The 13,060-nt window shown below is 73.1% G+C and carries 14 protein-coding genes; 10 read left to right on the plus strand and 4 right to left on the minus strand.

Annotated elements, in window-relative coordinates:
* Positions 1 to 17: 17 nt before the first annotated feature.
* Together ACFY2L_RS30340 and ACFY2L_RS30345 are read left to right on the plus strand one after the other, a co-directional pair.
* Positions 18 to 932 carry a HipA family kinase gene (locus ACFY2L_RS30340; RefSeq protein ID WP_390658884.1) on the plus strand — a complete coding sequence of 305 codons (915 nt, stop codon included), beginning with the start codon at positions 18 to 20 and terminating at the stop codon, positions 930 to 932.
* Entirely contained in the window at positions 929 to 1,237 is a 309-nt protein-coding gene (locus tag ACFY2L_RS30345; protein WP_390658883.1) for a SelT/SelW/SelH family protein, read from the plus strand. Before ACFY2L_RS30340 ends, ACFY2L_RS30345 begins: the two co-directional genes overlap by 4 nt.
* A gap of 3 nt (positions 1,238 to 1,240) precedes the next feature.
* On the opposite strand, the gene aceB is transcribed toward ACFY2L_RS30345, so the two are convergent.
* Both aceB and ACFY2L_RS30355 read right to left on the minus strand, forming a co-directional pair.
* Positions 1,241 to 2,866 carry a malate synthase A gene (gene aceB, locus ACFY2L_RS30350; RefSeq protein WP_390658882.1) on the minus strand — a complete coding sequence of 542 codons (1,626 nt, stop codon included), beginning with the start codon at positions 2,864 to 2,866 and terminating at the stop codon, positions 1,241 to 1,243.
* Between the two features lie 204 nt (positions 2,867 to 3,070).
* Positions 3,071 to 3,670 (minus strand): NTP transferase domain-containing protein, encoded by a 600-nt coding sequence (locus ACFY2L_RS30355; RefSeq protein ID WP_390823977.1) that lies wholly within the window; start codon positions 3,668 to 3,670, stop codon positions 3,071 to 3,073.
* Between the two features lie 210 nt (positions 3,671 to 3,880).
* On the opposite strand from ACFY2L_RS30355, the gene ACFY2L_RS30360 reads away from it, so the two are divergent.
* Positions 3,881 to 4,168: a DUF5955 family protein gene (locus ACFY2L_RS30360; RefSeq protein ID WP_390823978.1), complete on the plus strand. Its 288-nt coding sequence runs from the start codon at positions 3,881 to 3,883 to the stop codon at positions 4,166 to 4,168.
* Between the two features lie 408 nt (positions 4,169 to 4,576).
* On the opposite strand, the gene ACFY2L_RS30365 is transcribed toward ACFY2L_RS30360, so the two are convergent.
* Complete coding sequence (locus ACFY2L_RS30365; protein ID WP_390823979.1) at positions 4,577 to 5,374, minus strand: IclR family transcriptional regulator; 798 nt, start codon at positions 5,372 to 5,374, stop codon at positions 4,577 to 4,579.
* Positions 5,375 to 5,652: 278 nt separating this feature from the next.
* Here ACFY2L_RS30365 and allB point away from each other — a divergent pair, with 278 nt between their 5' ends.
* From allB to ACFY2L_RS30390, 5 genes are all read left to right on the plus strand, one after another.
* Positions 5,653 to 6,993 carry an allantoinase AllB gene (gene allB / locus ACFY2L_RS30370; protein ID WP_390658878.1) on the plus strand — a complete coding sequence of 447 codons (1,341 nt, stop codon included), beginning with the start codon at positions 5,653 to 5,655 and terminating at the stop codon, positions 6,991 to 6,993.
* Positions 6,994 to 7,042: 49 nt separating this feature from the next.
* A complete protein-coding gene (alc, locus tag ACFY2L_RS30375; protein ID WP_390823980.1) occupies positions 7,043 to 8,158 on the plus strand; it encodes an allantoicase in 1,116 nt (371 codons plus the stop codon).
* Between the two features lie 132 nt (positions 8,159 to 8,290).
* A complete protein-coding gene (locus tag ACFY2L_RS30380) occupies positions 8,291 to 9,106 on the plus strand; it encodes an AIM24 family protein (RefSeq protein WP_390658876.1) in 816 nt (271 codons plus the stop codon).
* An 83-nt stretch (positions 9,107 to 9,189) separates the two neighbouring features.
* Complete coding sequence (locus tag ACFY2L_RS30385; RefSeq protein WP_390658875.1) at positions 9,190 to 9,816, plus strand: dihydrofolate reductase family protein; 627 nt, start codon at positions 9,190 to 9,192, stop codon at positions 9,814 to 9,816.
* Between the two features lie 96 nt (positions 9,817 to 9,912).
* Positions 9,913 to 10,299 carry a ribonuclease domain-containing protein gene (locus ACFY2L_RS30390; RefSeq protein ID WP_390658874.1) on the plus strand — a complete coding sequence of 129 codons (387 nt, stop codon included), beginning with the start codon at positions 9,913 to 9,915 and terminating at the stop codon, positions 10,297 to 10,299.
* Positions 10,300 to 10,365: 66 nt separating this feature from the next.
* On the opposite strand, the gene ACFY2L_RS30395 is transcribed toward ACFY2L_RS30390, so the two are convergent.
* Positions 10,366 to 10,566: a hypothetical protein gene (locus tag ACFY2L_RS30395; RefSeq protein ID WP_390658873.1), complete on the minus strand. Its 201-nt coding sequence runs from the start codon at positions 10,564 to 10,566 to the stop codon at positions 10,366 to 10,368.
* A 201-nt stretch (positions 10,567 to 10,767) separates the two neighbouring features.
* Between ACFY2L_RS30395 and ACFY2L_RS30400 the strand changes: the two genes are divergently transcribed.
* Together ACFY2L_RS30400 and ACFY2L_RS30405 are read left to right on the plus strand one after the other, a co-directional pair.
* Positions 10,768 to 12,042: a histidine kinase gene (locus ACFY2L_RS30400; protein WP_390823981.1), complete on the plus strand. Its 1,275-nt coding sequence runs from the start codon at positions 10,768 to 10,770 to the stop codon at positions 12,040 to 12,042.
* Between the two features lie 90 nt (positions 12,043 to 12,132).
* Positions 12,133 to 12,804 (plus strand): response regulator, encoded by a 672-nt coding sequence (locus ACFY2L_RS30405; RefSeq protein ID WP_390823982.1) that lies wholly within the window; start codon positions 12,133 to 12,135, stop codon positions 12,802 to 12,804.
* Positions 12,805 to 13,060: the final 256 nt, after the last annotated feature.

Consider the following 13,060-nt stretch of genomic DNA (forward strand, 5'->3'; position numbering starts at 1 on the left):
GAATTACGCTGGCCGGTGTGCTGCGCGAAGTGACTGCCGTCCGATACGTGAACCCGCTGCGGTCCGGCGGCTCCGTCCCCGGGGTCGTCGAGGCCGACGACCTGGGCACGTACGTCGTGAAGTTCACCGGCTCCGCGCAGGGGCGCAAGGCGCTGGTCGCCGAGGTGATCGTCGGCGAGCTGGCCCGTGCCCTCGGACTGAGGTTCCCCGAGCTGGTGTTCGTGCACTTCGACCCGGCCGTCGCCGACCACGAGCCGCACCAGGAGGTGCGGGACCTGCACAGCGCGAGCGCGGGCCTCAACCTCGGCATGGACCATCTGCCGGGGGCGAAGGACTTCACGCCCGAGGTGGCCAAGTCCTTCCGGGTGGACCCGCTGGAGGCCGGAAGGATCGTCTGGCTGGACGCCCTGACCGTGAACGTCGACCGCACGGTCCACAGCTCCAACCTGATGATCTGGCCCACCCTCGGGACCGTGCCCCCGCGGCTGTGGCTCATCGACCACGGCGCCGCGCTCGTCTTCCACCACCGCTGGGACGGCGCCGACCCCGCCAGGGCCTACGACTTCCGCCACCACGCCCTCGGCCACTACGGCCCGGACGTGCGCGCCGCCGACGCGGAACTGGCGCCGAGGGTGACACGGGAACTGCTGCGGGACATCGTGGCCGAGGTCCCGGACGCGTGGCTGGCCGGCGAGGAGGGGTTCGCGACGCCGGACGCGGTCCGCGAGATGTACGTCGACCACCTCCACGCGCGCGCGGGGGCCTCCGCGGCCTGGCTGCCCACCGACTTCCCCAGCCGGGAGGAGCTCGCCGCCGAGGAGGCCCGGCGCGCGGCGAGGACGGAACAAGGACGGCCGAGCTGGCTCAAGCGGGTCCCCGACCTGCACGGCAAGCCGGCCGCGGAACAGGATTGGTCGGTGCACCTCGGATGACGGAGCCCTCTTCGGCGGCCGGCCCGCGCGACCCGCGGCGGGTCGAGATCGAGTACTGCACCCAGTGCCGCTGGCTGCCGCGTGCCGCCTGGCTGGCGCAGGAGCTGCTCACGACCTTCGAGGCCGAGCTGACGGAGCTGTCGCTGAAGCCAGGCAGGGGCGGGGTGTTCGTCGTCCGGGTGGGCGACGAGGTGGTCTGGGACCGTCGCGAGCAGGGCTTCCCGGAACCGACGGCGGTCAAGCGCCTCGTACGCGACCGAGTGGCCCCGGGGAAGTCCCTGGGCCACTCGGACCGGCCTGAGTGAGCGTCAGCCCCTGAGCTGCTCGTAGGCGGGCAGGGTGAGGAAGTCGGCGTAGTCCTCGTCGAGCGCGACCTCCAGCAGCAGGTCGTGGGCCTGCTGCCAGTGGCCGGCGGCGAACGCCTCCTCGCCCAGCTCGGCGCGGATGTTCCGCAGCTCCTCGGCGGCGATCCTGCGGGTCAGTTCCGGGGTCGCCTTCTCGCCGTTCTCGAACTCGACGCCGGCGTTGATCCACTGCCAGATCTGCGAGCGGGAGATCTCGGCGGTGGCCGCGTCCTCCATCAGGTTGAAGATGGCGACGGCGCCGAGCCCGCGCAGCCAGGCCTCGATGTAGCGGATGCCGACCTGCACGGCGTTGACGAGTCCCTGGTACGTCGGCCTGGCGTCCAGCGAGTCGACGGCGATCAGGTCGGCCGCCTCGACGTGGACGTCCTCGCGGAGGCGGTCCTTCTGGTTCGGCCGGTCGCCGAGCACCTTGTCGAAGGACTCCATCGCGATGGGGACCAGGTCGGGGTGGGCGACCCAGGAGCCGTCGAAGCCGTCGCCCGCCTCCCGGTCCTTGTCGGCGCGGACCTTCTCGAAGGCGACCTTGTTGACCTCCGCGTCCCGCCGGGAGGGGATGAACGCCGCCATGCCGCCGATGGCGTGCGCGCCGCGCTTGTGGCAGGTGCGGACGAGGAGTTCGGTGTACGCGCGCATGAACGGGGCGGTCATCGTCACGGCGTTGCGGTCCGGCAGCACGAAACGGGGGCCGCCGTCACGGAAGTTCTTCACGATGGAGAACAGGTAGTCCCAGCGGCCCGCGTTCAACCCCGAGGCGTGGTCGCGGAGTTCGTAGAGGATCTCCTCCATCTCGTACGCGGCCGTGATCGTCTCGATCAGGACGGTCGCCCGGACGGTGCCCTGGGGGATGCCGACGTGGTCCTGCGCGAAGACGAACACGTCGTTCCACAGGCGGGCCTCGAGGTGCGACTCCGTCTTCGGGAGGTAGAAGTACGGGCCCTTGCCGAGCTCCAGCAGCCGCCGGGCGTTGTGGAAGAAGTACAGGCCGAAGTCGACGAAGGCGCCCGGGACGGGGGTGCCGTCGGCGTCGACCAGATGCCGCTCGTTCAGGTGCCAGCCGCGCGGCCGCATGACGACCGTCGCCAGCTCCTCGTCGGGGCGCAGGGCGTAGGACTTGCCGGACCCCGGGTCGGTGAAGTCGATGGTGCGGGTGTACGCGTCGATGAGGTTGAGCTGACCGAGGACCACGTTCTCCCAGGTCGGTGCCGAGGCGTCCTCGAAGTCCGCGAGCCAGACCTTCGCGCCCGAGTTGAGGGCGTTGATGGTCATCTTGCGGTCGGTGGGGCCGGTGATCTCCACCCGGCGGTCGTCCAGGGCCGCGGGGGAGGGGGCCACCCGCCAGGAGTCGTCGGCGCGGATCGCGGCGGTCTCCGGGAGGAAGTCGAGCGAGGAGGTGCGGGCGATCTCGGCGCGGCGCTCCGCGCGGCGGGCGAGGAGTTCGTCACGCCGGGGGGTGAACCGGCGGTGCAGCTCGGCCACGAAGGCGAGGGCGGCCTCGGTGAGGACCTCCTCCTGCCGCGGCAGGGGCTCGGCGTCGACGATGGCCAGCGGGGACGGCGCTGGTGCGGACATCAGCTGTCACTTCCTTCAGCGAGCGTGGCACCGGGTGCCCTTGCGGAATTGGATACTAGTTTCCTCATCGTGGAAGTTCAATGTTTTGTTGATGTCGAGATGCTCCGGGGTCGAGGCAGTCGCGGGGGAGTCGCAGGGGAGGCGCGGGGGCGCGGGGGCGCGGGAGGGGCGCGGGCGGCGGTGCGGGGGCGCGCTGCCGCTCCCTCACTCCAGATGTCTCAGATCGGCCTCCGTGTCGATGTCGTAGGGCCGGGCCACGTCGCCGCACTCGACGAGGGTGAGCACGGCCGCGTGCGCCTTCAGATAGGCGCGTGCCCCCTGGTCGCCGCTCGCGCTCGCCGCGACGCCCGCCCAGTGGGCGGCGCCGAACAGGACGGGATGCCCGCGGACACCGTCGTAGGAGGCGGCCGCGAGCGTCCCCTCGTCCTCGAAGGCGGCGCGCGTGCGGGCCGCCGCCTCCGGGCCGATGCCCGGCTGGTCGACCAGCGAAACGAGTGCCGCCCGCGCCCCCGTCCCGGCGAGCGAGGCGAGTCCGGCCCGCAGCGAGGTGCCCATGCCCTCCTCCCAGTCCGGGTTCTCCACGACCACGCACCCCTCGAGCCGCGCCCGCTCCCGTACGGCGTCGGCGGCGGCCCCCAGGACCACGTGCACGCGCGTGCAGCCCGCCGTCTGCAGCACCCCCACCGCGTGCTCCACCAGCGGCCGTCCCCGGTGCGTCAGCAGCGCCTTCGGCCGCCCGCCGAGCCGCCGTCCGCCGCCGGCCGCGAGCAGCAGGCCGATCACCTCGTCCTCCCTGTGCGTCATGGATCCTGCATACCGCATGGCGCCGACAGTGACCGGATCACGCTGCGCAGCAACTCGGTGACGCAGCGGACTGGCGCGCACGGGCCGAGGTGGCGTTAACTGGGCGCCCGCGCCGACCGGGCGCCCGGCCGACGCCCGGCGCGGGAACGTGCACGCGCACAACGGGGTGCGAGGGGGAGGACTGTGTTGCGGAGCGTGGAGCAGAGGGCTGTGACCGGCAGCGACAAGGACCCGCGGGTGGTGGAGCTGCGCTCCGCCGTGTCCCGTCTGCGGCGGGAACTCGCCGCACACCCCGCGGAGTTCCCGGACCGGGACATCGCGGAGGAGGAACTGGCCGCCCTGGCCGCCATGGCCGCCGCGGGCACGCCCGAGACACCGCGTCTGCGCCGCTCCCTGCTGCTGATCGCGGGGGCGATCGGCTCGGTCAGCGCACTGGCACGAGGGCTGTCGCAGGTGCGCGAGGCAGTGGACCTGTTCGGCGAACCGCCGCACCGCTGAGATACGCCCGCGCGCACGCCGCGGCCCCCTTCTCCACCGCTCGTTGCGCGCCGGGAGCGGCCGACTCCCGGCCTCGGGCCCGCGGGTCGTCTCGTCTCCGGGATGTCTGTCGCAGGCCGACGGCCGGTCTCGGAGGCATGGGCCGGCCCATGATCTCCGGGGGCGGCAGGCCTCTCGGCCTCGGGCCCGCCCCGAGTGGTCCGTGATCTCGGTCGTCGGGCACCGGTTCGTGGACCCGGCGCCACTCGCCGTCGCGCGGGGCGGGCGGCCCTCCGAAGCACACGCCGCGGGCGTGCCCCGCCTGACCGAGTCGTCCGGGGGTGCCGGGCGGGCCGACGGGCCGTTCGGCGGCGGTCTCCGCCTCGGGCCGGGGTCCGTTCGGGTCGTACCGCCCTCGCGGGCGACCGGCTAGGCCGCCGGACCCGAGCTGGTCAGGGCCTCCGACAGTTCGTCCGCCACCTGCTGGAGCACGGGCACGATCTTCTCCGTCGCCGTATCGGTGACACGGCCGGCCGGGCCGGAGATGGAGATGGCCGCCGCGGTGGGGGAGCCGGGGACGGAGACCGCGAGGCAGCGCACCCCGATCTCCTGCTCGTTGTCGTCGACGGCGTAGCCCGCGCGCCGCACGTCCGCCAGCGCCGCGAGGAAACCCTCCGGCGTGGTGATGGTCTTGTCGGTGGCGGCCGGCATGCCGGTACGCGCCAGCAGGGCGCGCACCTCGGCGTCCGGGAAGCCCGCGAGCAGTGCCTTGCCCACGCCCGTGGAGTGCGGCAGCACCCGTCGGCCCACCTCGGTGAACATCCGCATCGAGTGCTTGGACGGCACCTGCGCCACGTACACGACCTCGTCCCCGTCGAGCAGCGCCATGTTCGCCGTCTCGCCGGTCTCCTCGACCAGCCGGGCCAGGTACGGCCGCGCCCAGGTGCCCAGCAGGCGGGACGCGGACTCGCCGAGCCGGATCAGCCGCGGGCCCAGCGCGTAGCGGCGGTTGGCCTGCTGACGGACGTACCCGCAGGCCACCAGGGTGCGCATCAGGCGGTGGATGGTGGGCAGCGGCAGCCCGCTGCTCGCGGACAGCTCGCTGAGGCCGACCTCGCCGCCCGCGTCCGCCATCCGCTCGAGCAGGTCGAAGGCGCGCTCGAGGGACTGGACCCCGCCGCCTGCGGACTTGGCGGAGTCGGGGGTGCTGGCGCTCGACGTCGGCACGGCGCGTTCCTTTCGAAACCGGCGGGAAGAGCTGAAGCCTACCGGGGGTCGGTTGACTCCTCGCTTGTACGTAGCTACGTTCTGATCTGCGGAATTCGGATTCCGCACTGTGGAAACATCCAGAGTGCCGGGTGGTGGCGCATCCTTGGGGGTGTGCCCTTGACGGACGTCAGCCGGGAGAGTGAGACTCCTTCAACAGAACGTTGAATTCCGTTACGTGGAAGTTTCACGGCAGCGAATCCCGTTGCGCGGAAGTGAACGGCGAGAGAGGGGTCCGGGTGTCCGACGCTGAACTGGTGCTGCGCTCGACGCGCGTCATCACTCCCGAAGGGACACGCGCCGCCTCGGTCGCCGTGTCCGCCGGGAGGATCACCGCCGTCCTGCCGCACGACGCCCCCGTCCCCGCGGGCGCCCGGCTGGAGGACCTCGGTGATCACGTCCTGCTGCCCGGCCTGGTCGACACCCATGTGCACGTCAACGACCCCGGCCGGACCCACTGGGAGGGCTTCTGGACCGCCACGCGCGCGGCGGCGGCCGGCGGCATCACCACCCTCGTCGACATGCCCCTCAACTCCCTTCCGCCGACCACGACCGTCGCGCACCTGAGGACGAAACAGGAGGCCGCCGCCGGCAAGGCGCACATCGACGTCGGCTTCTGGGGCGGCGCCCTGCCCGACAACGTCAAGGACCTGCGCCCGCTGCACGACGCCGGCGTCTTCGGCTTCAAGGCGTTCCTCTCCCCGTCCGGCGTGGACGAGTTCCCGCACCTGGACCAGGACGGACTGGCCCGGTCACTGGCGGAGATCGCCGGCTTCGACGGGCTGCTGATCGTGCACGCCGAGGACCCGCACCACCTCGACGCCGCCCCGCAGCGGGGCGGCCCCCGGTACGCCGACTTCCTCGCCAGCCGTCCGCGCCGGGCCGAGGACACGGCCGTCGCCGCGCTCGTCGCCCAGGCGAAGCGGCTCCACGCGCGCGTGCACGTCCTGCACCTCTCCTCCGGCGACGCGCTGCCCCTGATCGCGGCGGCCAAGGCGGAGGGCGTCCGCATCACCGTCGAGACCTGCCCCCACTACCTCACCCTCACCGCCGAGGAGGTCCCGGACGGCGCCAGCGAGTTCAAGTGCTGCCCGCCCATCCGCGAGGCCGCCAACCAGGACCTGCTCTGGCAGGCGCTGGCCGACGGCACCATCGACTGCGTGGTGACCGACCACTCCCCGTCGACCGCGGACCTGAAGACCGGCGACTTCGCCACCGCCTGGGGCGGCATCTCCGGCCTCCAGCTGAGCCTGGCGGCGGTCTGGACGGAGGCCCGCAGGCGTGGCCACGGCCTGGAGGACGTGGTCCGCTGGATGTCCACGCACACGGCGCGACTCGTCGGCCTCGACGCCCGCAAGGGCGCCATCGCGGCGGGCCGCGACGCCGACTTCGCCGTCCTGGCCCCCGACGAGACCTTCACCGTCGACCCGGCGGCCCTCCAGCACCGCAACCGCGTCACCGCCTACGCCGGCCGGACCCTCCACGGCGTCGTGAAGTCCACCTGGCTGCGCGGCGAACGCATCGTCGCGGACGGCGAGTTCACCGGACCGAAGGGCGCGCTCCTCACGCGCACCCCCTGATCCCCGCGCACCCGCACCGGCCGACTCCCGAGAGGAAGACCTGATCACCGTGGCAGCGACACCTGGCTTCACCGGCGACGCGAACCCCTACGGCGGCGGCGACCCGTACGCGGACTACCGCACCGCCGACTTCCCGTTCACGCACCACGCCGACCTCGCCGACCGGCAGCTCGGTGCCGCCGTCATCGCCGCCAACGACGAGTTCTTCGCCGAGCGCGAGAACCTGCTGCTGCCCCACCGCGCCGAGTTCGACCCCGAGCACTTCGGGCACAAGGGCAAGATCATGGACGGCTGGGAGACCCGCCGCCGCCGCGGGGTCTCCGCCCACCACCCCTGGCCGGCCGCCGACGACCACGACTGGGCGCTGGTCCGCCTCGGTGCGCCCGGCGTGATCCGCGGGATCGTGGTCGACACCGCCCACTTCCGGGGCAACTACCCGCAGGCCGTCTCGGTCGAGGGCACGTCCGTCCCGGGCACCCCGTCCCCTGAGGAACTGCTGGGCGACGACGTGAAGTGGACGACGCTGGTTCCGCGCACCCCGGTCGGCGGTCACGCGGCGAACGGTTTCTCCATAGCCGTCGAACAGCGCTTCACCCACCTGCGCCTCAACCAGCACCCCGACGGCGGGATCGCCCGTCTGCGCGTGTACGGCGAGGTCGTGCCGGACCCGCGCTGGCTGGAGGCGCTCGGCACCTTCGACGTCGTCGCCCTGGAGAACGGCGGCCGGGCCGAGGACGCCTCGAACCGCTTCTACTCACCGCCGTCGAACACCCTTCGGCCCGGCCGGTCCCGCAAGATGGACGACGGCTGGGAGACCCGCCGGCGCCGTGACCGGGGCAACGACTGGATCCGCTACCGGCTGGTGGCCCAGTCCCGCATCCGCGCCCTGGAGATCGACACGGCGTACCTGAAGGGCAACAGCGCGGGCTGGGCCTCGGTCTCCGTGCGGGACGGCGAGGAGGGCGAGTGGACCGAGGTCCTCCCGCGCACCCGCCTCCAGCCCGACACCAACCACCGCTTCGTCCTCCCCGCCCCGGCCGTCGGAACCCACGCGCGCGTGGACATCTACCCGGACGGCGGCGTCTCGCGCGTGCGTCTGCACGGCTCCCTGACGGACGAAGGGGCGAGGAGGCTGGCGGCCCGCCACCAGGAACTGGGCGGCTAGGGGGTGTTTCGAAAGAACACCGCGGGCACCGCACAGGACTTTCGAAACACCCCCTAGGCGAGCCGCGACCGGCCCGTCGGACCCGTGCCCGGCGGGCGGAACTCTTCGCTCCACCTCCCGCGTTCTCCCCGTGTGACCCTTCAGCAAGAAATCGTCGGCAACGCCATGCAGATGGCGGTCGTCAACCTGGGCCCCGGCCAGACCGTGTACTGCGAGGCGGGGAAGTTCCTGTTCAAGACGACGAACGTGACCATGGAGACCCGGCTGGGCGGCCCGTCGGACGGCGGCGGCCGGCAGCCCCAGGGCGGTGGCGGCGGCATGGGCGGCATGCTGCGCCAGGCCATGGGCACCGCCATGCAGGTCGGCCAGCGCGCCCTCGCGGGCGAGTCGCTGGCGTTCCAGTACTTCACCGCGCAGGGCGGCGAGGGCACGGTCGGCTTCGCGGGCGTGCTCCCGGGCGAGATGCGCGCCCTGGAGCTGGACGGCACGCGCGCGTGGTTCGCCGAGAAGGACGCCTTCGTGGCCGCGGAGTCCACCGTCGAGTTCGGCATCGCCTTCCAGGGCGGCCGCACCGGCATGAAGGGCGGCGAGGGCTTCATCCTGGAGAAGTTCACCGGGCACGGCACGGTGATCATCGCCGGCGCCGGCAACTTCATCGACCTCGACCCGGCGGACTTCGGCGGCCGCATCGAGGTCGACACCGGCTGCGTGGTCGCCTTCGAGGAGGGCATCCGGTACGGCGTCCAGCGGGTCGGCGGCCTCAACCGCCAGGGGATCATGAACGCCGTGTTCGGCGGCGAGGGTCTGTCCCTGGCCACCCTGGAGGGCCACGGCCGGGTCATCCTGCAGTCGCTCACCATCGAGAGCCTCGCCAACGCCCTGAAGAAGGCCCAGGGCGGCGACAAGCAGGGCCCGACGGGCGGACTGTTCTCGACGAACGCAGGCTGAGGCGGGCGCACCGATGAGTTGCGGGTGCCGACGGGGTCTGAGGTGATGACAACGGACCCCGCGCAAGAAAGCAGGCACCCGCCATGGGCAAGCTCGTCTCCACGATCTTCGTCACCCTCGACGGCGTCTACCAGGCGCCCGGCGGTCCCCAGGAGGACACCCGCGACGGCTTCGAGCACGGCGGCTGGAGCTTTCCGTACGGCGACGACGACTTCGGCGCCTTCATCACCGAGGTCTTCGACCGGGCCGGCGCGTTCCTCCTCGGCCGCCGGACGTACGACATCTTCGCCTCGTACTGGCCGAAGGTGACCGACCCCGGCGACCCGGTCGCCGGCCGGCTGAACGCGCTGCCGAAGTACGTCGCCTCCACGACCCTCACCGACCCGGGCTGGGCCGGCACCACGGTCGTCGGCGGTGACCTCGCCAAGGAGGTCACCGCCCTGAAGGAGAGCACCGACGGCGAGCTCCAGATGCACGGCAGTGGCGTTCTCGCCCAGTCCCTGCTGGCCCTCGACCTCGTCGACACGCTCCACCTGCTGAGCTTCCCTGTGGTGCTCGGCACCGGCCGCCGCTTCTTCGCCGACGGCGCCGTGCCGACCGCCTTCCGTCACACGGGCGGCCGGGTCACCGCAGCCGGCGTCTCCCTCCAGACGTACGACCTGGAAGGCCGTCCGCGCTACGGCTCGTACGAGCTCCCGGACAACGGCTAGCGGCGGGTTAAATTCCCGAAAACTCAACGGACTTGACGGGAAAATCCTCGGACTTGTCATTGACATGCCATGGTCTACGCGCGTCATCATGAGGGCATGAGATTCCCCCCACGGATCACCCGCATCGGCGCCTCGGCCGCCGTCCTGTCCGCCCTGCTCGTGGGCGGCACCGTCTCCGCCACGACGGCGCACGCCGCGGTCGGCAGCATCTGCTACGGCGATCTGCCCTCCCAGGCGTACGACACGCTCGACCTCATCGAGCAGGGCGGGCCGTTCCCGTACTCGCAGGACGGGGCCGTCTTCCAGAACCGGGAAGGCGTCCTGCCCGCTCGGTCCACGGGCTACTACCACGAGTACACCGTGAAGACGCCGGGCTCCTCCACGCGCGGCGCCCGCCGTGTCGTCACCGGCCGGCAGACCGACGAGGACTACTACACGGCCGACCACTACGCCACCTTCGACCTGATCGACTACGACTGCTGAGTCGTCCCCCCACGACGTTCAGGTCGACCGAGGAAAGGTGCGACCGGCCGGAGGTCCGGCCCGCGCTCAGCCGGACTTCCGGCCCTCCGCGGCGGCGAACAGCGCGAACGCCAGCACCACCAGTGCGACGCTCGCGTAGACCTCGTAGCCGTCGAGGAAGCCGATCCGCTGCACGAGTCCCACCCGCCAGTGGGCGAACTCGTGCACCAGGCCCAGCACGCCCTGCACGAGGGCGAGGAATCCGAGTACCTCCAGCAGTTCCTTCATGATGAGGACCCTCGCCCCGCGGACCCCCCACGCACATCGGCCGCGGGGCGAGGCACGTCCGACCGAAGGCTCGGCCCCGCCCGGCCGGGCGGGGCCGAAAGTCGACGGCGACGTCACTTTCGTAGGTCGTTCCGGTCCGTCGGCAGCCGATCCCGCCCGGGACGCGACGGCCCCCTCCCGCGCTGCGTAGATTGACCGGTCATGAGGGCAGACGACGGCGCGGTACGGACACCGGACGCGCTCCACACCGCGCCCGGGGTCGTGCGCCGCCGATGGCTGCTGCCGTCCGCGCTGGCCGCCGGACTCGACCCGGACACCGAGCGGTCCGGACGGCCCCGGCGCACCGCGCGCGACTGGGCCGTCGACTTCACCTGCTTCCTGCTGGCCGTCGTCACCGGTCTGGTGGCCGCCGACGGCCTCGGCGACGACCCCGACCTCCCGCACGTGGTCGCCGTCGCCGACCAGTTCCTCGGCGCGCTCGCCTGTGCCGCGGTCTGGCTGCGCCGCCGCTGGCCGCTCGGGCTCGCCGTGGCGATGATCCCCGTCGGCTTCCTGTCGAACACGGCGGGCGGGGCCGGCCTGGTCGCCGTGTTCACCCTCGCCGTGCACCGGCCCTTCCGCTACGTGGCCTGGACCGGCGGCACCGGCCTCGCACTGGTCCCCGTGTTCTTCTGGCTGCGCCCGGAACCCGACCTGGACTACCCGGCCGCCGTGCTGTTCACCGTGCTGCTCACCCTCGCGGTCATCGGCTGGGGCATGTTCGTGCGGTCCAAGCGGCAGCTGATGCTCAGCCTGCGCGACCGGGCCCGGCGGGCCGAGACGGAGGCGCGGCTGCGGGCCGAGCAGGCGCAGCGGCTGGCCCGCGAGGCCATCGCGCGCGAGATGCACGACGTGCTCGCGCACCGGCTGACCCTGCTCAGCGTGCACGCCGGCGCACTGGAGTTCCGCCCGGACGCCCCCCGCGAGGAGATCGCGCGGGCGGCCGGGGTCATCCGGGAGAGCGCCCACGAGGCTCTTCAGGACCTGCGCGAGATCATCGGTGTCCTGCGGGCCGGCGAACCCGACGACGGCCGCCCGCAGCCGACGCTGGCCGCCCTGGACACGCTGGTCGCCGAGTCCCGCGAGGCCGGCATGAAGGTGACCCTCGACCTGCGCGTCACCGACCCGGGCGCCGTGCCCGCCTCCGTCGGCCGCACCGCCTACCGCATCACCCAGGAGTGCCTCACCAACGCCCGCAAGCACGCACCCGGCGCCGAGGCCGGGGTGACCGTCGCCGGCGGCCCCGGCGAGGGCCTCACCGTGATCGTGCGCAACCCCGCCCCCGAGGGTGACGTCCCGCCCGTCCCCGGCTCCGGCCAGGGACTCATCGGCCTGACCGAACGGGCGTCCCTGGCCGGCGGACGGCTGGAGCACGGTCCCCGGGGCGACGGGGGGTTCGAGGTGCGGGGGTGGCTGCCGTGGCCCGCGACGGCCTGACGGCGGCCGGCCCCCGAGCCGCCGGCCGGGCGGCACCCCCTGCCGCCCCTCGGACAACTCCCTTGCCGCCGACCGTGATTACGTAAGGCCATGACTGCGATCAGACTCCTCCTCGTCGACGACGATCCCCTGGTGCGCGCCGGTCTGTCCCTCATGATGGGCGGCGCCGACGACATCGAGATCGTCGGAGAGGCCGCCGACGGCTCGGAGGCCGAGACACTCGTCGACCGCACCCGCCCCGACGTCGTCCTCATGGACATCCGGATGCCGGCCGTGGACGGCCTGACCGCCACCGAGCGGCTGCGCCGCCGCCAGGACGCCCCCCAGGTCGTGGTCCTCACCACCTTCCACGCCGACGAGCAGGTGCTGCGCGCCCTGCGCGCGGGCGCCGCCGGATTCGTCCTCAAGGACACCCCGCCCGCCGAGATCCTGGACGCGGTGCGCAGGGTCGCGGCGGGCGACCCCGTACTGTCGCCCGCCGTCACCCGGCAGCTGATGGATCACGCGGCGGGCTCGGCCGCCGACACCCGGCGCACCCGCGCGCGCGAGCTGCTCGCCGCCCTGGGGGAGCGCGAACGCGAGGTCGCCGTCGCCGTCGGCCGGGGCCTGACCAACGCCGAGATCGCCGCCACGCTCTTCATGAGCGTCGCCACCGTCAAGGCCCACGTCTCCCGCGTCCTGGCCCGGCTCGGCCTCAACAACCGTGTGCAGATCGCCCTTCTCGCGTACGACGCGGGGCTTCTCGACGAGGGCGGGCGCTAGCCGCGGATCCCGCGCGTCGTCGCGGTGAGGGGGTGGGGGCGAGGGGACGAGGGGGCGCGGGGGAGGGGAACTCCGTGACTGCGGTGATCGACGCGGGGGAGTTCGGCGACGGGTACGCCACCAGGTCCAGCCGCGGCCCCCCCCCCCCGGGGGGGGGGGGCGGGGGGGCCCGGGGGGGGGGGGGGGCGGGGCGGCGCGGTGTGGGGCCCCACCCCCCCCCCCACACCCGCCCCCCCACCCCCCCCCGCACCCCCCC

Source organism: Streptomyces sp. NPDC001381 (assembly GCF_042895685.1).
In the GTDB taxonomy this organism is placed as follows: domain Bacteria; phylum Actinomycetota; class Actinomycetes; order Streptomycetales; family Streptomycetaceae; genus Streptomyces.

Coding starts and splice junctions, on each gene's coding strand:
- ACFY2L_RS30345 (WP_390658883.1), top strand. CDS start 929: ATGACGGAGCCCTCTTCGGCGGCCGGCCCGCGCGACCCGCGGCGGGTC.
- aceB (WP_390658882.1), bottom strand. CDS start 2,866: ATGTCCGCACCAGCGCCGTCCCCGCTGGCCATCGTCGACGCCGAGCCC.
- ACFY2L_RS30355 (WP_390823977.1), bottom strand. CDS start 3,670: ATGACGCACAGGGAGGACGAGGTGATCGGCCTGCTGCTCGCGGCCGGC.
- ACFY2L_RS30385 (WP_390658875.1), top strand. CDS start 9,190: ATGGGCAAGCTCGTCTCCACGATCTTCGTCACCCTCGACGGCGTCTAC.
- ACFY2L_RS30390 (WP_390658874.1), top strand. CDS start 9,913: ATGAGATTCCCCCCACGGATCACCCGCATCGGCGCCTCGGCCGCCGTC.
- ACFY2L_RS30395 (WP_390658873.1), bottom strand. CDS start 10,566: ATGAAGGAACTGCTGGAGGTACTCGGATTCCTCGCCCTCGTGCAGGGC.
- ACFY2L_RS30400 (WP_390823981.1), top strand. CDS start 10,768: ATGAGGGCAGACGACGGCGCGGTACGGACACCGGACGCGCTCCACACC.
- ACFY2L_RS30405 (WP_390823982.1), top strand. CDS start 12,133: ATGACTGCGATCAGACTCCTCCTCGTCGACGACGATCCCCTGGTGCGC.